This window comes from Clostridium sp. BNL1100 (genome assembly GCF_000244875.1).
Lineage (GTDB): Bacteria > Bacillota > Clostridia > Acetivibrionales > DSM-1351 > Ruminiclostridium.
On record NC_016791.1, the window covers coordinates 2,820,247 to 2,841,203 of the forward strand.

At 35.5% G+C, this 20,957-nt stretch carries 21 protein-coding genes and 1 other annotated feature; of the genes, 5 read left to right on the forward strand and 16 right to left on the reverse strand.

Annotated elements, in window-relative coordinates; all coding sequences use genetic code 11:
• Window positions 1-88: 88 nt before the first annotated feature.
• From CLO1100_RS12025 to CLO1100_RS12060, 8 genes are all read right to left on the reverse strand, one after another.
• Window positions 89-829, reverse strand: a complete 741-nt coding sequence (locus tag CLO1100_RS12025) for an SDR family oxidoreductase (RefSeq protein ID WP_014314022.1) — start codon at window positions 827-829, stop codon at window positions 89-91.
• A gap of 45 nt (window positions 830-874) precedes the next feature.
• Window positions 875-1,717, reverse strand: a complete 843-nt coding sequence (locus CLO1100_RS12030; RefSeq protein ID WP_014314023.1) for a DJ-1/PfpI family protein — start codon at window positions 1,715-1,717, stop codon at window positions 875-877.
• A 32-nt stretch (window positions 1,718-1,749) separates the two neighbouring features.
• Window positions 1,750-2,214: a CYTH domain-containing protein gene (locus CLO1100_RS12035; protein ID WP_014314024.1), complete on the reverse strand. Its 465-nt coding sequence runs from the start codon at window positions 2,212-2,214 to the stop codon at window positions 1,750-1,752.
• 161 nt (window positions 2,215-2,375) lie between these two features.
• A complete protein-coding gene (locus CLO1100_RS12040; protein WP_014314025.1) occupies window positions 2,376-2,819 on the reverse strand; it encodes a GatB/YqeY domain-containing protein in 444 nt (147 codons plus the stop codon).
• 41 nt (window positions 2,820-2,860) lie between these two features.
• Window positions 2,861-3,037, reverse strand: a complete 177-nt coding sequence (rpsU, locus tag CLO1100_RS12045; RefSeq protein ID WP_004622093.1) for a 30S ribosomal protein S21 — start codon at window positions 3,035-3,037, stop codon at window positions 2,861-2,863.
• A 182-nt stretch (window positions 3,038-3,219) separates the two neighbouring features.
• On the reverse strand, window positions 3,220-3,564 hold the full coding sequence (locus tag CLO1100_RS12050; RefSeq protein ID WP_014314026.1) for a histidine triad nucleotide-binding protein: 345 nt from the start codon (window positions 3,562-3,564) through the stop codon (window positions 3,220-3,222).
• Between the two features lie 33 nt (window positions 3,565-3,597).
• Window positions 3,598-6,237, reverse strand: coding sequence for an alanine--tRNA ligase (alaS, locus tag CLO1100_RS12055; protein ID WP_014314027.1), 2,640 nt, complete (start codon window positions 6,235-6,237; stop codon window positions 3,598-3,600).
• Between the two features lie 79 nt (window positions 6,238-6,316).
• Window positions 6,317-6,531, reverse strand: a binding site (T-box leader).
• 51 nt (window positions 6,532-6,582) lie between these two features.
• Window positions 6,583-7,248 carry an HAD family hydrolase gene (locus tag CLO1100_RS12060; RefSeq protein ID WP_014314028.1) on the reverse strand — a complete coding sequence of 222 codons (666 nt, stop codon included), beginning with the start codon at window positions 7,246-7,248 and terminating at the stop codon, window positions 6,583-6,585.
• Between the two features lie 188 nt (window positions 7,249-7,436).
• On the opposite strand from CLO1100_RS12060, the gene argJ reads away from it, so the two are divergent.
• Both argJ and CLO1100_RS12070 read left to right on the forward strand, forming a co-directional pair.
• On the forward strand, window positions 7,437-8,639 hold the full coding sequence (gene argJ / locus CLO1100_RS12065) for a bifunctional glutamate N-acetyltransferase/amino-acid acetyltransferase ArgJ (RefSeq protein WP_014314029.1): 1,203 nt from the start codon (window positions 7,437-7,439) through the stop codon (window positions 8,637-8,639).
• 70 nt (window positions 8,640-8,709) lie between these two features.
• Window positions 8,710-9,129: a chemotaxis protein CheW gene (locus CLO1100_RS12070; protein WP_041700236.1), complete on the forward strand. Its 420-nt coding sequence runs from the start codon at window positions 8,710-8,712 to the stop codon at window positions 9,127-9,129.
• 516 nt (window positions 9,130-9,645) lie between these two features.
• Here the strand turns inward: CLO1100_RS12070 and CLO1100_RS12075 are convergent.
• The 8 genes from CLO1100_RS12075 to pstC form a co-directional block, all read right to left on the reverse strand.
• Window positions 9,646-9,921, reverse strand: coding sequence for a hypothetical protein (locus CLO1100_RS12075; RefSeq protein ID WP_014314032.1), 276 nt, complete (start codon window positions 9,919-9,921; stop codon window positions 9,646-9,648).
• Between the two features lie 10 nt (window positions 9,922-9,931).
• A complete protein-coding gene (locus CLO1100_RS12080; protein ID WP_014314033.1) occupies window positions 9,932-11,014 on the reverse strand; it encodes a TIGR04066 family peptide maturation system protein in 1,083 nt (360 codons plus the stop codon).
• A complete protein-coding gene (gene ccpM, locus CLO1100_RS12085) occupies window positions 11,007-12,413 on the reverse strand; it encodes a Cys-rich peptide radical SAM maturase CcpM (protein ID WP_014314034.1) in 1,407 nt (468 codons plus the stop codon). The genes CLO1100_RS12080 and ccpM overlap by 8 nt, the downstream gene beginning before the upstream one ends.
• A 455-nt stretch (window positions 12,414-12,868) precedes the next feature.
• Window positions 12,869-14,899 (reverse strand): methyl-accepting chemotaxis protein, encoded by a 2,031-nt coding sequence (locus CLO1100_RS12090; RefSeq protein WP_014314035.1) that lies wholly within the window; start codon window positions 14,897-14,899, stop codon window positions 12,869-12,871.
• A gap of 87 nt (window positions 14,900-14,986) precedes the next feature.
• Window positions 14,987-15,928, reverse strand: a complete 942-nt coding sequence (locus CLO1100_RS12095; RefSeq protein ID WP_014314036.1) for a PstS family phosphate ABC transporter substrate-binding protein — start codon at window positions 15,926-15,928, stop codon at window positions 14,987-14,989.
• 201 nt (window positions 15,929-16,129) lie between these two features.
• Window positions 16,130-16,603: a pyridoxamine 5'-phosphate oxidase family protein gene (locus CLO1100_RS12100; protein WP_014314037.1), complete on the reverse strand. Its 474-nt coding sequence runs from the start codon at window positions 16,601-16,603 to the stop codon at window positions 16,130-16,132.
• A 55-nt stretch (window positions 16,604-16,658) separates the two neighbouring features.
• Window positions 16,659-17,513 (reverse strand): phosphate ABC transporter permease PstA, encoded by an 855-nt coding sequence (gene pstA, locus CLO1100_RS12105; RefSeq protein ID WP_014314038.1) that lies wholly within the window; start codon window positions 17,511-17,513, stop codon window positions 16,659-16,661.
• A gap of 24 nt (window positions 17,514-17,537) precedes the next feature.
• The gene (gene pstC, locus CLO1100_RS12110; protein WP_014314039.1) at window positions 17,538-18,470 is read right to left on the reverse strand and encodes a phosphate ABC transporter permease subunit PstC; all 933 of its coding nucleotides are present in this window, start codon (window positions 18,468-18,470) and stop codon (window positions 17,538-17,540) included.
• Between the two features lie 280 nt (window positions 18,471-18,750).
• On the opposite strand from pstC, the gene pstB reads away from it, so the two are divergent.
• Genes pstB through CLO1100_RS12125 form a run of 3 tightly spaced genes read left to right on the forward strand, consistent with a single transcriptional unit; the run spans window position 18,751 to window position 20,929 of the window.
• Complete coding sequence (gene pstB / locus CLO1100_RS12115) at window positions 18,751-19,509, forward strand: phosphate ABC transporter ATP-binding protein PstB (protein ID WP_014314040.1); 759 nt, start codon at window positions 18,751-18,753, stop codon at window positions 19,507-19,509.
• Between the two features lie 13 nt (window positions 19,510-19,522).
• Window positions 19,523-20,188: a phosphate signaling complex protein PhoU gene (phoU, locus tag CLO1100_RS12120; protein ID WP_014314041.1), complete on the forward strand. Its 666-nt coding sequence runs from the start codon at window positions 19,523-19,525 to the stop codon at window positions 20,186-20,188.
• 24 nt (window positions 20,189-20,212) lie between these two features.
• Window positions 20,213-20,929 carry a response regulator transcription factor gene (locus CLO1100_RS12125; protein WP_014314042.1) on the forward strand — a complete coding sequence of 239 codons (717 nt, stop codon included), beginning with the start codon at window positions 20,213-20,215 and terminating at the stop codon, window positions 20,927-20,929.
• The last annotated feature ends 28 nt before the right edge of the window (window positions 20,930-20,957 follow it).

Here is a 20,957-nt window from a genome sequence, read left to right on the forward strand (position 1 = left end):
CACTAACAAAACAGACACTTGCTAGTATATACTTAGCATTATATAAATTCAAGAGTAATTTGTAATAATAAATTTCTTTTACTTTTAGCTAAATTAAAAAACCGCCGTTTGGGCTTATTACCTGCCCTGTTATAAATCCTGCATTGTCTGATGTCAGGAAGAAAACTGTTTCTGCAATATCAGTACCTGTTCCAATTATCCCCAATGGGGTTTGGTCCTTCAGCTCATCCAGGGTTTGAGAGTCAAGTCCTGAATTCATATCGGTATCAATTACACCGGGGGCAACACAATTAACCTGTATATTAGACGGGCCTACTTCCTTTGCCAATGCCCGTGTCAATCCGATAACTGCTGCCTTTGAAGCAGAGTAATGCACCTCACATGACGCACCTGTTAATCCCCATATAGAGGATATATTGACTATTTTTCCCCATTTGTTTCTTATCATTTGTGGAAGTACGGCTTTACAGCAGTGAAACATCCCTTTGACATTAATATCAAACATCCTGTCCCATTCTTCTGTTGTAATGTCCGTGAATAGTCTTTGGCCTGCTATTCCGGCATTATTGACCAGTATATCTATATTACCAAAATGTGAATTAACACTATCTACCATATAGAGAACCTGCTCCTGATTGCTTACATCCGCTTTTACAGTCATTACTCTGCATTTCTCCAGAGCTAACTCCCTTTCCAAACTTTCAGCTGCCGTCCTGTTAACGTTAAAATTTATCGCAACATTAAATCCTTTTTGGGCAAACTTCTTAGCGATGGCATAGCCTATTCCTCTTGAAGCACCCGTTACAAGAACAGTTTTTTGGGTATTCATTATATAAATTGCCTCAATTCATTTAGTTTTTTAAATAGCAGTAAGCTATCTGCCACTAATCATATTAAAAAAAGCTTCCTTATCATCAGGCTTTTTAAACATACCGAAGTAATCAGCTATTTCAATAGCAAAATCAACAAAAGATATACCTTTTGATGTTATGACATTTTTATCCCTTACTACTCTAGTGTCAATAAAGTTTTCCCTTGGAAACGGGTCATCCTCATTGTTAAATGCCTCTCTTCTGGCTTGTGTCCATTCAACTATTGAAGTAGTGTATTTAACATCGTCTAATATACCGGCCTTTGCAAGGTATCTGGGGCCTGCACAGATTGCTGCAACGAGTTTCCCACTTGTATAAAAAGCTTTTATCAGGTCGAGCATTTCGGTCTTGACAACAGGATTCCAACCGCCGGGAATCAAAAAGCCTTCATAATCATCTACTTTTGCTTCGGCAACTGTAATTACTGGTGTAAACAACAAACCGCCTTTACTCTTAATAATATCTTTTTCATATGCGCACGGAACTATTTCTTTTGATAATTCATGTCCTAACAGGTGCGTAGCATATGAAATTTCAAAATCAGCCATATCGTTATACATAAATACTAATATTTTACTCATATCTATACCTCCTAATTTTGTAAGTTCTTCAAGCTTGCACAGATATTCCAAAGCAAACTGTCCGGATTCCCCACACATTTCTCTGGAAGGTCTCAGGCTTGAACATACCTTAGGCCTTTCTGGCGACCCGAAAATCCTACAGCTATTATCACTATTCAACTGGACGCATCTTACTCCGGCGGGCTTACCTTTTGGCATACCGGGTATTGATGATGATATTGAAGGAGCAATACAACAAGCTCCGCAATATTTTCTGCATTCCATTTGTAATCTCTTTTCTTAAAACTTTAACCTGTTTACCAGGCGTTATAAGGATTATTGACCAGGTTTGAGTTATAATATCTGACATCAGAAGTTATTTCTTTTCCAAGCCAGTCTGGTTTTTCAAAACTATCCTTCTCATTATTTAGTTCGATTTCCGCTACAACAAGACCCTCATTTGCTCCAAGAAATTCATCTACAACCCATTCATTGCCTTTATATACCAGAAAATACCTTACCTTTTCTATTATAGGCTGTACACACAAATTATCAAGCATATTATCAGCATCCTCAGTTGGAATGCAATACTCGTATTCTAATCTGCTACAGTAATTTGTCTTCCCTTTTACCGTAATAAACCCTTTATCGTCATATCTTCTTACCCGTACAGTTCTTCCAGCGGACGTACTTAAATACCCCTGTTTGAATAAAACCGGCTTTGCAGAAGCCTTATATTCATTACTTTTTACAAGAAACTTTTTTTCAATTTCAATTGACATATAGCTACTTCTCCTTTTGGCTACAAATAATTATAATAAGCAGGCTCAACTTTTTCAATAGGTTCCGGGGTACTTTTAACGTACACTTAACTTTTGCTGGACAAGATTTCTTATATTACAGGCATATGCAAGAAAGAGTCCGGTATATACCGGACTCTTTCTTATTCTAATAACTTTTTTACTATTTGGTTAACTAATTTACCGTCAGCCTTGCCTCTGGTCTTAGGCATTACTGCCTGCATTACCTTTCCGATTTCCTTAGCCGATGTAGCTCCGGTAGAAGAAATAGCTTCTTTTACAATTTCCTCTATCTCACCTTCACTCAACTGCTGTGGTAAATATTTTTTCAAAACTTCAATTTCTGCTTTAAGATTATCTATAAGATCCTGTCTGTTGCTTTTTTCAAAGTCAGGCAAAGTATCCATTCTTTTTTTAACTTCTTTTGCAATAATCTCAACTATACCATCATCGTCAAGGGTAACCCTAGTGTCCTTTTCAACCTGAAGCACTGCTGACCTAGCCATCTGAATAGCTGTCTTTGAGACATTATCGCCATCCTTCATGGCTTTTTTCAAGTCTTGAACAAGCAATTCTTTTAGTGACATAATAAATATCTCCTATAGTCTTACTATTGTCACAAGATAAATTATTTAAATTTTCTTTTTCTTGCTGCTTCAGATTTCTTTTTTCTCTTTACGCTAGGCTTCTCATAATGTTCTCTCTTTCTAACCTCAGCCAAAACACCTGATTTAGCACAAGATCTCTTAAACCTTTTGAGAGCACTATCCAAAGACTCATTCTCTTTAACTCTTACTTCAGACACACACTTCCCTCCCTCCGATGGTAACAATTGTGCCGGGAAATAAGCCGTAGTACCTTATCACATACTGTAGGGAATTAAGCTAAATACAGCACACACTATATTATATATTAATTTTCAAAAAAGTGTCAATATATATTTGATAAAAGATACAAATAATAACGACTTATTTACAAAAAATAATGTTACAGTATTTTGGAACCCATTGAAGTTCCGCCTACCAGATGGTAATGCAAGTGGAAAACAGTTTGCCCTGCGTCTGCCCCGCAGTTATTGATTAATCTGTATCCGCTGTCGGAAATACCAAGCTTTTTCGCAATTTCATTGGCAGCCAGATGAATGTCTTTCATTACATCAACATTATCTCCAGAAAGTTCGTTATGTGAAGCAATATGTTCTTTTGGAACTATCAGCACATGTACCGGTGCCTCAGGATTAATGTCATGAAAAGCGTAAACCTTATCTGTCTCATAAACCTTCTTTGAAGGAATCTCGCCATTTATTATCTTACAAAATATACAATCGCTCATAGTATCACTCCTCTACTATTTTTGTACTTGATTTTATTTAATTTGTGATTCCACAATAGAAACAGCGGTCTTCAATGCTTCATCTATTTTAGACAAATCCTTACCGCCTGCCTGTGCCATATCTGGACGTCCGCCACCGCCACCTCCGGCAGTTTTTGCGACTTCCTTGATGATATTCCCTGAATGTATTCCCTTTGCCACAACATCCTTTGTGGCGGTCACAACAAAACTGACCTTATCGCCATAACCTGAGCCAAGAACTACCACACCTGAACCAAGTTTATTTTTCAGCATATCTCCGGTATTTCTAAGGCCTTCCATATCCATAGTGTCAAATCGTGCTGTAACTACCTTTACTCCTTTTATTTCAACAGCATTGGCAAGTACGCTTTCCGATTCTCCGCTTACCAGTTTGTTACGAAGCTGTTCTATTTCCTTTTCTGCATTTTTAAGTTCCTGTCCAAGGCTTTCAACTTTTTTAATACTGTCCTGAGGTGCTGTCTTTAAAGCCTGTGCAACTTCGTTCAGCAAGTTTTCTCTCTCTGTATAATATCTTATAGCTGCTTCACCTGTTAGTGCCTCCAGTCTTCTTACACCTGCCGCTACGCCGCTTTCCCCGAGAATTTTAACAAGGCCGGCCTGAGCAGTATTTTTCAGGTGAGTACCTCCGCACAATTCGATGCTGTAATCCTCTACCTTTACAACTCTTACGGTATTACCGTATTTCTCACCGAACAGGGCCATTGCTCCAAGTTTTTTGGCTTCATCAATAGGCATTTCTCTTACATCAACTTCCATGCTGCTGAGAATTGCCTCATTTGTCATGTCTTCAACCTTCTTTAGTTCTTCAGGAGTCATTGCTGAAAAATGGCTGAAGTCAAATCTTAGTTTATTGGGTTCTACAAGGGAACCTGCCTGATGAACGTGGTCTCCCAATACAGTTCTCAGTGCTTTGTGCAGTAAATGGGTAACTGTATGGTTTCTGTTTATTGCAATTCTTCTCTTTTCATCTATTGAAGCAGTAACAGTACTGCCTGTTTCCACAAGACCGGTTTCAACGAACCCTGTATGCAGGAATTTTCCATCAGCGGTTTTTGTGCAATTTTCAATCTTTATTACACCATTCTTGGCAGTCAGAACTCCTGAATCTCCTACCTGACCTCCCATTTCAGCATAAAATGGTGTCTTATCAAGAATAACTGTTATTTCGTCCCCTTCCTGAACTGTATCAACGATATCTCCGTCTTTTACAAGATACAGTATTTCAGACTGACATGCTGTATTTTCATACCCCATGAAAGCTGTCTTTTGACTTTTGTCCAGTTTGTCAAAAACACTGTCAGACCACGCTGATGTATCCTTGCTGTTGTGAGCATCTCTCGCTTTCTTCCTCTGGGAATCCATTTCCTTTTTAAAACCGTCCTCGTCTATTCCCAGACCGTTTTCTTCTGCAATTTCCCTGGTCAGATCAAGTGGGAATCCATACGTATCATGGAGTTTGAAAACCATTTCACCTGGTATTACTTCTTGCTTTTTAGCTTTTATTTCATCTATAAATTCATTAAGAATAACTATTCCCTGGTCAACAGTTGCCTCAAATCTCTCTTCCTCTATTTTTATAACCTTTTTAATATACTCAGCCTTTTCAGCAAGCTCTGGATAAGCTTCTTTTGATTCGTTTATTACCACCATGGCTACATCATACAGGAAAGGTTTATTTATACCTAATAGTCTTCCGTGTCTTGCAGCTCTTCTCAATAGTCTTCTTAAGACATAGCCTCTTCCTTCATTTGACGGCAGAACTCCGTCACAAACCATCATTGTTGTACTTCTGATATGGTCTGTGATTACACGAATGGATACATCTGTTTTCTCGGATTTTTTGTACTCAACCCCTGCTGTTTTACAGATATAATCCAATATATTTCTTACAGTATCAACCTCAAAGAGATTATCAACATCCTGTGAAATACATGCGAGTCTTTCAAGTCCCATTCCGGTATCGATATTGGGGTGAGCCAGTCTTGTATAGTTGCCCTGTTCATCTCTGTTGAACTGTGTAAAAACGTTGTTCCAGAATTCTACGTAGCGGTCGCACTCACAACCCACCCTACAGTCAGGGCTTCCACAGCCTTTTTCAGGCCCTCTGTCAAAGTATATTTCCGAACAAGGACCGCAAGGGCCTGTACCATGCTCCCAGAAATTGTCTTTCTTACCCATTCGTACAATTCTTTCAGCCGGCAAGCCTACAACCTTATGCCATATATCAAAAGCTTCATCATCGTCCTCATAAATTGTTACCCATAACCTGTCAACAGGCATTTTGAGGTCTTCAGTTACGAATTCCCAAGCCCATGGAATAGCTTCATTTTTAAAGTAATCACCAAATGAAAAATTACCAAGCATTTCAAAATAAGTACCATGGCGTGCTGTCTTTCCAACGTTTTCTATATCTGGTGTTCTTATACATTTTTGACAGGTTGTTACTCTTTTTCTTGGAGGCTCCTCTTGTCCTGTAAAAAAGGGTTTCAACGGTGCCATTCCCGAGTTAATAAGCAAGAGGCTGGGGTCATTTTTGGGAACCAGAGGTGCACTTGCAAGTCTTAGATGTCCCTTGCTCTCAAAAAACTTCAGATAACGTTCTCTTAATTCATTCAATCCTAGTTTTTGCATTTATATACGTCCTTTCAAATATATTGGTCTTCAATTTTTTAAAAAGTTCTTTACATTAAAAAACTCCCATCCCCCAAAATAAAGGGACGAGAGATATCTCACGCGGTACCACCCTAATTCCCCCGAACGGGGGCTCTTAGTCAATCCACAATAACGTCGTGGGTACGTCCATCCTTTTTACCGGACAGAAGCTCCGGAAACTGCTTCGTAAAATGCTCTGCAAGAACTTGCACCAACCGTTCTCTCTCTTTAGTCAGAAAACATAAAACTACTTCTTTCCTTCATTGCCATTCTTGATAAAATTATATACAATCTTATATTCCAGTGTCAAGGATTGCAACAAATTTAATCCCTGTGACCCCCGGTTATAAAGTCAACCAGTTCGGAAGGCGAAGCCAGCAGTATCTTTCCTCCGCATGCTATTAATTCCTCTTTCTCCCGAAACCCCCATAATACACCGGCCGCCAGCATCTCTGCCCTGTTAGCCGACTCCATATCACCACCCGAATCTCCCACATATATGGCTTGACTCGGTGCAACTCCTAGCCTTTCAGCCGCTTCAATCAGTGAAGCCGGATCCGGCTTACGGGGTATTCCCTCCCGCTCACCAAATACTACGTCAAAATACTCGCATCCCAATAATTTTTCAACTATCTCATTTGTAGATTTGTGAGGTTTGTTTGAGCAAACTCCCATTTTTATCCCTGCTTTTTTCAGATTATCCAGCATTTCATTTATCCCATCATAAGCTCTTGTTTTATTTACATAATTTTTATTGTATATTATACGGTAATCTTCGAGTATCTTATCAACAACGCTGTCATCTGTTCCGTCAGGGGCAGCGTTTTTTATCAGGTTCCGTACTCCGTTTCCTACAAACTTTTTATATGAATCCGTTGGGTGGGTTTTGAACCCATGTTTTCTTATGGCCTCATTGGCACTGTCAGCCAAATCCTCCAGAGAGTTTATAAGTGTCCCGTCCAAATCAAACAGTATTGCTTTGTATTCCATTTTCTCCTCCGAAAAATTGCATAGATTAAAGGTAGGACTATTATAGCATAATATTTTTAATTAAGATTGAATATATGCCAAATTTAATTGATTCATTCTGCATAATTATGTATAATCAACTTAAAATAAAGATGTTATTATTTGTATTCAAATTTAAATAGAGCCTGAATAGGCACATGGAGGTTCACATGAATATTATTGATGGTGGTGTTACTGCTCCCAAAGGCTTTAAAGCCGCAGGAGTTGCCTGTGGAATAAAGAAGAATAACAGGAAGGATCTTGCGATAGTTTGTTCTGAGGATACAGCCGTTGCGTCAGGCGTATTTACAACCAACGTTGTTAAAGGACACTCCCTGCAAGTTTCAATGGAACATATTAAGAATGGTTTTGCAAGAGCAATTGTAATCAATAGTGGAAATGCCAATGCCTGTGTCGGTGAAACCGGTTACAAGGATGCAAAGGAAATGACCGAGTTGACTGCCGAACTTTTACAGTGCGATGCTCAGGATATTCTTGTTAACTCTACCGGAGTAATAGGTACAAAGCTAAATATGCCTTCCATAAGATCAGGTATACGTTTGGCGGTCAATGCCCTAAGCTCTCAGGGAGGGTCAGATGCTGAAGAAGCTATAATGACTACCGACCTGATGCCAAAGGAAATCGCCGTTGATATAGAGCTTCAAGGTGAAACCGTTCGTATTGGTGGTATTGCAAAGGGTTCCGGAATGATTCACCCTAACATGGCTACTATGATAGGTATAATCACAACAGATGCAAATATATCGAGAAGCCTTCTTGATAAAGCCCTTAAACAATGTGTAAAAAAGACTTTTAACAGAGTTTCCGTAGATGGAGACACTAGTGTTTGTGATTCTGTTTTTGTACTGGCTAATGGTTTTGCAGATAATGATGCCATTGTAAAGGAAGACTATGAGTATTCAAAATTTATTGATGCAATGATGTTTGTCTGTACTTATCTTGCTAAGTTAATGGCTAAAGACGGTGAAGGAGCTACAAAGCTTATTGAGATTCAAGTTGACGGTGCCGGTGATGAAAGCGATGCCTATAAGGTTGTAAGTACTGTTGCTAAATCTCCTTTGGTAAAAACAGCTATCTTCGGAGAAGATGCTAATTGGGGAAGAATATTTACGGCTGTAGGATATTCCGGTGCTTCCTTTGACCCTAATCTTACAGATATATATATAGGAGATATCCTTGTTTGTAGAAATGGAGCGGCCGCTAATTTTGATGAAGCTGCTGTAAAAGAAATTATTAAGAAAAAAGAGATTGTTATTAAAATAAATCTTAAAAAGGGAAATGTGTCAGACAGGATATGGACTTGTGATTTTTCATATGACTATGTTAAGATAAACGGAAGTTACAGAAGTTAAACGATTGCCGAATTTTACTATTACTGATATAATGTTTGTACAAGAACTTTTTGGGGGAGGTAATTGTAAAATGTCTACGCAATTGGTTTTATTTAAGATAAACAATGAAATATTTGCAATTAGTATAAATAATGTAAATATAATTGAAAGAATTACGGATATTTACAAAGTTCCTGATACACCTGAGTATATTGATGGATTGATTAATTTAAGAGGAAAAGTCCATACAGTTTTTAATTTGAGAAAGAAGTTTGGATATTTGCCAAAAGAGTCTGATGACAATACAAGAATTATCATATTGAATCATCAATCAAACGTTGGCCTTCTCGTTGATGAGGTAATGGAAATATTCAGTGCGGAAGATTCCGAAGTAAAGCCTGCTCCTGAACTTATTTCAGGTATTTCAGGCAAATTTTTCAGCGGTGTTATTGAAAGAGACGGTCGTATAGTACTTATTCTTGATCTTGAAAAATTATTTGAAGCAAAGTAAAAACAACAAAACAATGGGCTGTCCATTAGTGGCTAAATAGTTACCAATGAACAGCTTTTTTTGCATCTGCTATAAATCTCTAATTTCTCCAAAGGCACTGTGTACATAAAAAAAGAGACTGAACAATAATCTCTTAATGATACAGCCCCTTTTGATGTCAAACTATATATGTAACCTATTTAAATAAATGATATATACCTCTAAAAAATATAAATCCTTTGTAAAAATCTATTCATTGCATTTCAGAACTTATTACCAAGTTGCCAAGATGGATGAATAAAGGCCATTTAAATTCATATCCTGGACTTGGCTATTGCCTTTACACTGGATATAACATTGGGCATAATTACAAGGGCAACCTGCAAATGCCATAACTGTGTTAGATACCTGATCATTTCTTTTTGATAGTTTCTTCATGAAATTCACCTCCTCTTATAAATGTTTTTATAGGTAAACCATTTAAAATAAATGATACATACCTTTAACAAATTAAAACTTCTCCGCACAACTCCTTCTTCATAATAATTTTAGTTCTTCTGGAAGCTTTGCCAATTCATTTAGTATGGCATCTGCTAAATTTGATAATTTCCAAATATTGTAGTCATTTTTCTCAAATATCCCGAGTATCTCTTTTCCATATATTTTCTCAAGTTCATCAACAACATATACCGCATATACCACTGGATATTTGTGATGACATCCGAGTATATTGTCATTCTCATCCTCTATTTGTATTCCTATTATCTGATACACAATTTCTTTTATTTTATCCATTATCTCGTTCTTTTCCATACGTCTCTCCTTACACAAGTTCTATATTATCCTCTAATTCCCCCAACATTAAGTTGAAAATATCATCCTTTGACTCTTCACGAAGCATATGGCAAAACTTCATAGTTTTATCACTAATTTCAGGGATACCTTTATTACACCGATGCCTATCCAACGAAAAATATTCTACTTCGTATGCTTGAGAAACTTTAAATTGTCTATTAGTCATATAAAAATAATCTGTAATGCATCCTATTCTTCCCTTACAAAAATTCGCTATTTCATACAGATCCTTTACCTTAAGGTTTTCATTATGATAAAGGCACATCATATTAATATCAATATTTAATGCAGATGTTATAATTAAAGAATTTTCCCCAAAATAGTTGGTTACATAACTATTAATAGGAAGGATTCCTCCGGCAACTCCTAGAATAATTACATCATAATCCTCTTTAAGCACTTCTCTATTTATATAATAGTTAAACATATATACTTTTTTGTCAATTGATATATTCTTTGACATAAGAAAATAAGGAAGTTTCCTGAAGCCAAACATTTCACTATAATCTTTTGTACCAAACTGTAATACTCTATACCCTTTGTCTTCAAATTTTTTCCTTAAATCCAATTGTGCTTCAAATTTATTGGTGTTCTCCCCCATAGACATGACTGTTATGACAGGAATATCCGGCTGTGTAAGTTTAGGAATTCGCATATTATCATAAAGTTCAACTTCCGAAATATTATCCAGGAGTTTGATATTTGACATAACATCTAAGCGAGCCTGACAGTAGTCGTATATTTTTTTATTTACCATTGCAATACGATTCTTTAGTATTGCCATTTTTATCTTTTCAAAATATGTATCTTTTAGTTCATCGAAGTTCTTATCTAGAATAAGTACCACATCACATTTTTCTATTGCATTTCCAAAATCACTTGTAATTATTATTCCAGTCTCAACTTCATCAAATACGCCTGCATCCTTACCATTTTCATATGCTCCCTCCAGGCATACAAGGCTGACAATTTCATAATTTTTTAGCATATTTCGATACCTAATTATAGAACTCTCGTTCAGATCATAAGGATATACCAATAATTTATACATATATCTCCTCCTTGCCAAAATTGTAACCAAATTCTTTTAGGAAACAAAAAGTAAGAAGTTTATCTTCAGCTTCAATTAATGAATTAATACAATTTGATTTCTTTGTCGCAAGATCAAACTTGCCATCTTTTATAGCATACATTGCACATAAAGAGCACCAGTTAATTCCCCAACAGTTTTTACAATCTTTCTCCGAGAGTTTACCAATATTCATTACCTTTGCAACTTTATCTGCCTCAGTACCTGTCTCCAATTTGCCAAGCATCAGGACTTCACTGGTTTCTACTGCTTTTTCGCATGGATATATAGTACCTTCGACATTTACAAACATTCTCATTGCACCTGCCATACAGGGTCCGGAATGATGCCATGCCCTGTGGAGAGAATTCAGTTCCCCCATGTTTGAATACTCTAAATCTATGCCATATTTGAACTGTTCCATTAATTCTGGTAATTTGTCCTTTTTTAGTTTTTTTATCATAGTCATCAATAAAAGAAAATAGTCATATCTTCTCAAGTTCACAAATTCTTCACTAAATAATATATCTCCGTTGTAGTTTTTGGAGTCCATTAAACTAATACCTACCTCTACGTCGCATATTATGTCTTCAGATGCAAAGTAATTTCTGACTGCTCCGTAGTCCGATTTTGGATTTAAAACAGTATTGAACCTAAGGTTTTTTATGTATTCATTATCATATTTGATTATTTCTTTGATGTTGTTTACTATAGTATCGAAGCTTCCCTCTCCATTTGCAAACTTTCTGTTTGCATCATGGTCTTTCTTTGAGCCATCAAGGCTGATTGCAATAGCGAATCTATTCTTTATTAAAAAATCAGCTACCTTCCTATTTAAAAGTGTACCGTTAGTAGTCATTCCATATCTTGTATTTCTATCGGGATACGCTTCTTTTACATATGCTACACATTTTTTTATTAAATCCAGACATAGTAAAGGTTCTCCGCCATAAAAGCTTATATGAACATCATCCAATTCATTTGAATGTTCGTATAAATAATCAATTGATTTTTTAGCTAATTCCCATGACATCACTTTGTTGGAATGAACTCTGTTTTCATATTCTCCTGAATAAACACAATAACTGCATCTAAGATTGCAATTCTGAGTAACCTGCAATATAAGAAACTGCACTCTGTGATCCAGATAGTGCTGAATATATTCAGTTTCAGGGTGTAAAATTTCTTCTATTACATTTTCTTTTAAGTAACCGTACTTCTGATATTTAGGCAAACATCCCACTTCATTTTCGCTAATCTCTTTTTTTTGTAACTTGTCCAGTTCCTCATAATCTTCTTTGCTTATGTTTAAGATTTTATTTCTATTCCTATCGAATACGTAATATTTTTTTGGCGTTTTTATAAGCTTGTACACAATCATAGATCATATTGTCCTTTCTGATTAAACCTACATGCTTCTTATATATATTAATATAAAAATTCTTCAACTGAATTAAATCTTTAAGAATTGATGGTGTTATAATCATCAAAATTAATAAATATACTCAAAATGAAATGAATACTGTAAAAAGTACCATTTGTAAACATTTTTAATTATTTACTTTATATTTAAATATTGTAATATAATGGTACATATTAGTCAATACAAAAATCATGCTTCTACCAAAATTTAAATATTACGTCACAATACTCCAATATTGTTAATATTTAACCCAAATTTTGCAGTAAAGCTAGTGGTATTAAGGTTTTGGTCATTATAAAAATGTTTTGACATGGAAAAATCCTCTGATCGTTGCTTTATATCAACAACTAACAGAGGATTTTTTATTTCCCTGAGTTCAGTAAACAGCGTAGCACATGAGGTTGCAGGTATTCCTAAACTTTGAATAAACCTACGGATGAATTCAGCTTTTTGGATAAGCCCTTAAATATGTTTGATTTTTCATGGACTTTTTTTACGGAAGTAATATTATTTTTTGTGTACTGATGTACATCGTCAGAACTATTTGCTATCTCTTCGGCAGCGTTATTGATTTGATCTACCAGTAATACAAGATTATCTTTTTGTTTATCCATTTCATGCAAATAATCAGTTATATTAAAAAGACGAGTATTTATATTGTCTATATCCTTTTTGATTTCCAGAAAGCACTCTTTTGTTTCATTTATACAGCTATTTTGTGTGTCTGTTCCTGTACTTACCTCTTCAAAACCCATACTAAGGTTGTTTGAATTCTGTACAATACTTTCAATCATTTTTCTTATTACCCCTGCCTGTGAGTTTGTCTGGTTAGACAGTTCCTTAATTTCTTCAGCTACGACGGCAAATCCTTTTCCTGACTCTCCTGCTCGTGAAGCCTCTATTCTGGCGTTTAGTGACAACAGCTGTGTTTGTTTAGCTATACTCTGAATTGTAGCAGTTATAGTATTTATCTGTTGCATTTGTGTCTGTAATCCAATTATCATTTCATTCATTTTGCTAATACTTTTAAGATTTAGGGTTGAATTTGCTTCCAGCTTAACCATTTGGCCCTTACCCCTTTCCGCTGAACTGTTGAGTCTGTCAAGAAAGCTGTAAACATTGTTTGAGTGCTCCCTTGTTGTAGCAATCTGATCTGCAAGACTTTTTATCTCTGCTGCTGCATAACTTGTATTGTCTGCTTGATTCTTTATATTGATATTTATTTTTGAAATTGATTTTTGAGTATATTCTGATTTTTCAAATGATTCACTGGCCTCACTATACATAAGAGCGGACATTTCGTCTATTTCCCTTGAAGCTGAACTGATACCGGATATAAGTATATTCAGATTACTAACCATTTTTTTGAATGCATTTCTTAAACTGTTTATTTCTGATATATTGATTTTTTCGTTAAAGTGAACTTCCAGAAAGCCTTCTTCAATTTTCTTTATTTGTGTGGTTAGTTCAACTACAGGGTTTGATATATATTTTGAATAAAAAATAGAAATGAGTGTAGCAAGCAGAAGCGATAATACTAAAACAATTATAAGAATAAGAATATATTGCTTTACAGGCAGCATAACTTTGTTGTAGTTCATTTGAGCACAAACTATCCAATTTGTAAGATCTGATTTCTCCAAATGGGCTATTTTTTTTATTCCTGAATCCTTATAATTAATATTTTCATCATATACAGCTCCTTTGATTGGGATTTTGCTGTTAACTTTACTGTTGTCCATACCGTAAAAAATTCTAAATTCACTGTCCAATACAATAATTTCGCTTTTTATTTTGTTTTTGTCAAACTTGAAGAATTTATCATAGTCCACTAATGCAGTTATTGTTCCGCTGAAACCTGCCAGACTTTTCACTGCTCTCGTAACTGGTATTACTTTTTTGTTTGCTTCTTTAATAATAACATAATTACCGACTATAACTTCATTGTTTGTATCTGTTTTTATTCTTTCAAAAAGCTGCATATCGTAAAATTTAACTATTCCTGATGTTTTTGTTTTTTTGGCTGCGGAGGCTATAACTTTTCCGTTTTTATTGCACAAGTACATCGTATCAATGAGTCCTTCTGAGCCTTCTACTACATTTTTCATTGAAAGCTGAATTCCGCTGTATGTTGCTGTATCCATCTTAGCATTAACACTGTTGGCCATTTCAAGTCCAACCAAGAAGTCGGTCTGAGAAGCTACTCCCTTAATGGTACTGTCTAAACTATTTATTTTTACTTCTATATTGTTCATAGTATTATAGGAATCAGATTTAAGATTGTTTAATGAAAGTTCCGTTATTTTTCCTATGGTTGTTATGTAAGTTGTAGTACTTACTGCAATTATTGGAATAAGTGTTACCGTTATAAGCACTATAAGAAGTTGTATACGAAGCCTTATATTAGTATTTATTATTTTTCTGTATATTTTTGTCACAATCATTTTTCCATTCCCCTTTGGAAATATTTCGACTTTTATATAAAACGTGGCACTTAATTTAAAGTGCCACGTTTTATAATATTTCAATTCTTATTTGAGCTTAGCTTTTTCGGCGTCATAGCGTTCGAGAGGTATATACCCTACTTCTTGGGTTAATTGTTCAGCATTATCCAGATAGAATTTTACAAATTCTTTAACCGGGGATTGATTAAGCTTATCTTTGTTTACATAAATATACAATGGTCTTGACAAAGGACTATAGGTCTTATCCTTAATTGTTTTTGCAGTTGGCTCAATAGGTCCCTTTCCGGAATCAATTTTCAATACTTTTAGTGAATCCTGATTTTCTTCGTAGTAAGCAAACCCGAAATATCCCATTGCATCCTTATCTCCAGCAATACCTTGAACCAAAACATTGTCATCTTCACTTGGAGTATAGTCAGTTCTTGATTCCTTTGCCTTTTTATTAATCATTTCAGTAAAGAATTCAAATGTACCTGAGTCTGTACCCGGTCCATATAGTTTTATAGGCTCGTCTGGCCATGCGGGATTTACTTCTTTCCATGTCTTTACTTTACTATCCTTGCCCCAGATTTTATTCAGTTCATTAACTGTGATTGAATGTGCCCAAGTATTATCTTTATTAACAACAACAGAGATTCCGTCATATGCAATTTCAAATTCTACATATTCTATTCCTTTTGCTTTTGCAGCCTCTGCTTCTTCCGGCTTTATTTTTCTGGAAGCATCACATATGTCTATTTCCCCTGCCGTGAACTTTTTCATTCCACCGCCCGTTCCTGACATGGCTACCGATACTTCTACCTCAGGTTGCTCGATTTGAAATTCTTCAGCAACAGCTGATGTCACCGGGTAAACCGTGCTTGAACCGTCTATAACTATCTTACCGCTTAGATTGGTGTTACCAACATTATCATTTTTAGTACCGCTGCCGCAAGCCGCTAATGAAACAGTTAAGGCAACGCCTACTGCTAATGAAACAACTTTTTTCATATTTACTAATTTAACCATTTTTATACCTCCCAAATTGTATCCTGCTTAGTTTTCGCAATTAACTGTAATTTATTATGATTAAATTATATTATGGTATTTTAAAGTCCATATTGGGATTTGGTTAATTAATGTTAATTCATTATTAAGAAATATTAACACATATTTTTATCACCATATAAAAAACGGACCTATAAAGGCCCGCTAACGTAAAAATGTCAGTTAACGTTGTTTTCTTTTTGCAGTAAATCCCGTTGAAACAAGTTTTAAAACCGTTACACCCGTAAGACGATTTTCTTCATATGTGTAGTCATTCTTTTGGGTGTATTTTTTCATTATAAGGTTCAAACCATGAATTTTATCTTCATTATTTACTACTATTTGAGCAACAGCATCTCCTATAACACTTTCGAAATCCATTGAACAGTCACATGCTTTTACTCCTGTTACCAGCCTATGTTTACAATCCATTTCAAAACATACCCTATTGTTCTTTTTTAATATGTCAAGCTTTCTTCCTTCATTTGCACAATGCAAATATATAATAATATTACTGTCCATAACCTCGTAACCAAAATTCATAGGTACAATATACGGCATATTATCATCTGATAATGCAATCCTGCAAACATCGCATCTTTCAATAATTTCAATTATTTCAGTCAATTCAGTTACTTGCCTGTCTTTTCTTCTCATTGTTTTCTCCTGAATTACAAATATTTTACTAAATATTATAATTCAGAAGAAATAATTATTCTATGGATTTTTGATATTTATTTCTTAGAACAATGGCAATTGCGTTTGTTGTTAAAAGTATTCCCAGAAGTACTATTATCCCTGCGGCAGCCAAATCCTTAAACTGTTCTTTAGGAAGCCCCATCCAATAATATATTTGCAGTGGTAATGCTGTAAATATTGAATTTAATCCTTCAGGAAGTTTGGAAACATATGTTGCAGCCCCTACCATAATAAGCGGAGCAGTCTCTCCCAATGCCCTTGATACAGAAAGTATGACACCTGTAAATATTCCGGGAAGTGCAGCCGGTATAACTATTTTTCTAATGGTCTGCCACTTTGTAGCCCCAAGAGCATAGGAACCGTGTCTCAAATACTGTGGTACCGCTTTTATGGCTTCCTGCGATGAAACTATTACTATAGGCAGTACAACTAGCGACATGGTTAAAGCTCCGGCTAAAATACTTTTTCCTAAGCCAAGAGTTCTTACAAAAACAGTGAGTCCAAGTAAACCGTAAACAATCGACGGAGTTCCTGAAAGATTTGAAATGTTTATTTTTATGAATTTGGTAAAACGATTGTTTTTAGCGTATTCTTCTAAATATACGGCTGTACCCAAACCTATAGGAACTGCGAAAAGTATTGTTAACAATATAATATATACACTACCATAGATTCCGGGCAGTATTCCGGCCTTTTTAGGAAAACGGGACGGAAAGTTTGTAAAAAATTGTTTGGTAAGAAACGGTACTCCTCTCATGATAATATCAGCAAGCAGAATGACAAGTACTACTATTCCTATCAGCGTTACACAAAAAATTACTCCGTGAAAAATAGAATTTTTCATTTTTCTATACTTAATCTGATTCATACAATTACCTCCGATATTATGCTTTTAATATTCCTTCCTGTATTTTTCAACCATGTAATGAGAAAGAATATTAAGTCCCAATGTAATAAGGAATAGTAGCAGACCTACGGCAAATAATGAATAGTAACCTACTGTTCCATGAGGGTTGTCACCTTGACTGGCCTGCACTATAAACGAAGTCATGGTCTGCACGCTTTCCAAGGGATTAAATGTAAGGTTCGGCCTTGCACCTGCAGCGATTGTTACAATCATTGTTTCGCCTATAGCTCTTGAAATTGCAAGGACGAATGAAGCCGAAATCCCCGATATTGCAGCCGGAACGACTACCTTCAAGGAGGTTTCCATTTTAGTTGAGCCTAAAGCAAGTGCCCCCTGCCTTAAACTGTCGGGAACAGCTCTTAATGCGTCCTCACTCAGTGAAGAAACCAGTGGTATGGTCATAATACCAACTGCAATACTGGCACTAAGTGCATTAAAAATTTCTGTCTGGGGCAAAACTGTTTTAATTAATGGTGTTATTAAGGTCAATGCAAAGTATCCGAATACTATTGAAGGTATTCCTGCCAAAACCTCCAGAATAGGCTTTATAACCTTTCTTACTCTTTTATTGGCATACTCGCTAAGATATATTGCAGTAAACAAACCTATAGGAATTGATATAACTGCCGATATCAGTGTGATTATTAATGTTCCCATAACCAGAGGCAGTACGCCGAAGCTTGGGTTGCTGAATAATGGTGTCCATTTCCTACCGAAAAGGAAGTCCGTAATTGAAACATTAGAAAAAAAACCAATGGAATCCTTTAAAAGTGAAACAATGATTCCTATAGTCGTTAATATTGTAATTATTGCAAACAAAAACAGGATGTTTCTTGCAATTACATTTGAAATCCTCATTCTTTTTATCCTGCTGTTTACAGCTTTTTTATTCTGAAAAGTACTTGTTGATTCTGTCATAAACACTCCTCCTAATATTGTAATAATAGCATTTGGAGCAATAGTCTAAAAGTAAAGTCATGTTAAACGTGTGTTAATATAATGTTAACTCATTCTCTGAATTTTCTATTTTAGTTTTGTCCTATTGGAACAAAATTTATATATTTTTGTGTTTATGTTAATAATAAAAAAAATATATATTGTTAACACCGAATTAACACGGAATTAAACCTGCATTAAAAATATATTGATATTATTAATCTGCATCAGTAATAATATTTTTTGTATAAGGAATGATAACATGACTAACGAATATAGAATTGTTACTAAGGATCTAAATCTTTACTATGGAGATATGCAGGCGTTAAAAAATGTTTCATTGGAAATTCCAAGCAACAAGGTTACTGCATTTATAGGCCCTTCCGGCTGTGGTAAATCGACCTTCTTGAAAACTCTAAACAGAATGAACGATCTGGTGGCATCAGTCAGGATTACCGGTGATGTCTATTTCGACGGTTTGAATGTTTATAAGGAATATGATATAGTTGAGTTAAGAAAAAATATTGGAATGGTATTCCAAAAGCCTAATCCGTTTCCAATGTCTATTTATGATAATGTTGCTTACGGGCCACGTATTCATGGGATAAAGTCTAAATCCAAACTGGACGATATAGTTGAAAAAAGTCTCAGAAACAGTGCCCTTTGGGACGAGATTAAGGACAGATTAAAGCAGAATGCACTGGGTTTATCAGGTGGTCAGCAGCAGCGTCTTTGCATCGCAAGGGTTTTAGCTGTAGAGCCTGAAGTTGTTTTGATGGATGAACCTACATCAGCTCTTGACCCGATTTCAACTCTTAAAATAGAGGATTTAATTGAAGAATTGAAACAAAATTATACTATTGTAATAGTTACACATAATATGCAACAAGCAGCAAGAATATCAGATTTAACAGCTTTTTTCCTCCACGGGGAGGTAGTTGAATTTGGCAATACAAACCAATTGTTCAGCAATCCAAAAGATAAGAGAACTGAAGACTATATAACAGGAAGATTTGGTTAAGAGGTGATTATTAATGGTAAGAAATTCATTTGACAAAGAACTGGAACATTTGCACGGTCTTATGGTAAAAATGTCAGCAATGGTTGAGGAATCTATTGAAAATTCAGTACTCGCTTTCAAGAAGCAGGATGTGAGTCTTGCTAAACAGGTATTTGAAAGTGATGATACCATTGATGATATGGAAAGTAAAATAGAAAAGATATGTATAAATCTGATTGCAAGACAGCAGCCGCTGGCAAAGGACCTTCGAGCAATAAGCACAGCTCTTAAAATAATAACCGACATGGAGCGAATAGCAGATCATGCGGCAGATATTGCTGAATTGACAATCAGAATGGCTGATTTAAAGCAAGTTAAACCTCTGATTGATATACCCCTTATGGCTGATTTGGCAAAGAAAATGGTTACCAAATCAATTGATTCCTATGTAAAGCAGGACATTGCTCTTGCTAAAGAGGTTTGCAATAGTGATGATGAGGTAGATAATTTATTTTCAAAAATTGTTCTTGAACTGATTAATATAATGAAGAACAACCCTGAAACTGTAGAACAGGCTACTGATTATATGTTTATAGTAAAGTATTTGGAAAGAATTGGAGACCACGCTACCAACATTGCAGAATGGGTTGTTTTCAATGTAACGGGTTCCCATGATCATTTAGCCCGGAAAAATGAGTAAATTTTAATTTTATGGGGTGACAGTATGTCTAAGCAGGTAATTTTTGTTGTAGAAGATGAAATGCATATTCAACAATTGATAAAATATAACCTTGAGGCCAATGGCTTTAAGGTTAATGTTTTTGATAATGGAGAAGATTTGTTGGCATATAGTTCTGAAAATGTACCGGATTTATTTATTCTTGATATAATGCTCCCCGGTATAGATGGGCTAGAAGTTTGCAGAAACCTGAAGCAAACCTCCAATACAAAGACTATTCCCATAATTATGTTAACAGCAAAAAGTGAGGAGTTTGATAAAGTATTGGGACTGGAGCTTGGGGCCGATGATTATATTACAAAGCCTTTCAGTGTAAGAGAACTTGTTGCCAGGGTTAAGGCCTTATTCAGAAGAGTGAATACAACTACTGAGCCTAAAATTGAAGTCCTGTCCCACGGTGAGATTACAATTGACTGTAACAGAAGAGAAGTATACAAGGGTGACAGACTTCTGGAAATGCCACTAAAAGAATTTGAACTTCTTAAAATGCTGATTCTTAACAAGGGTAAGGTTTTATCCAGAGAGCATCTATTGGATAAAATATGGGGGTTTGATTACTACGGAGAAACAAGAACGGTAGATGTTCATATAAGATATTTAAGGCAAAAAATTGAAGATAATGATGAAAATCCGACTTATATTGAAACTGTTCGTGGAATAGGCTACCGTTTTACAGATAAAAACCCTGATTCAGCCAATTAGATGTATTAATTTATCGCTAATGGGGGTG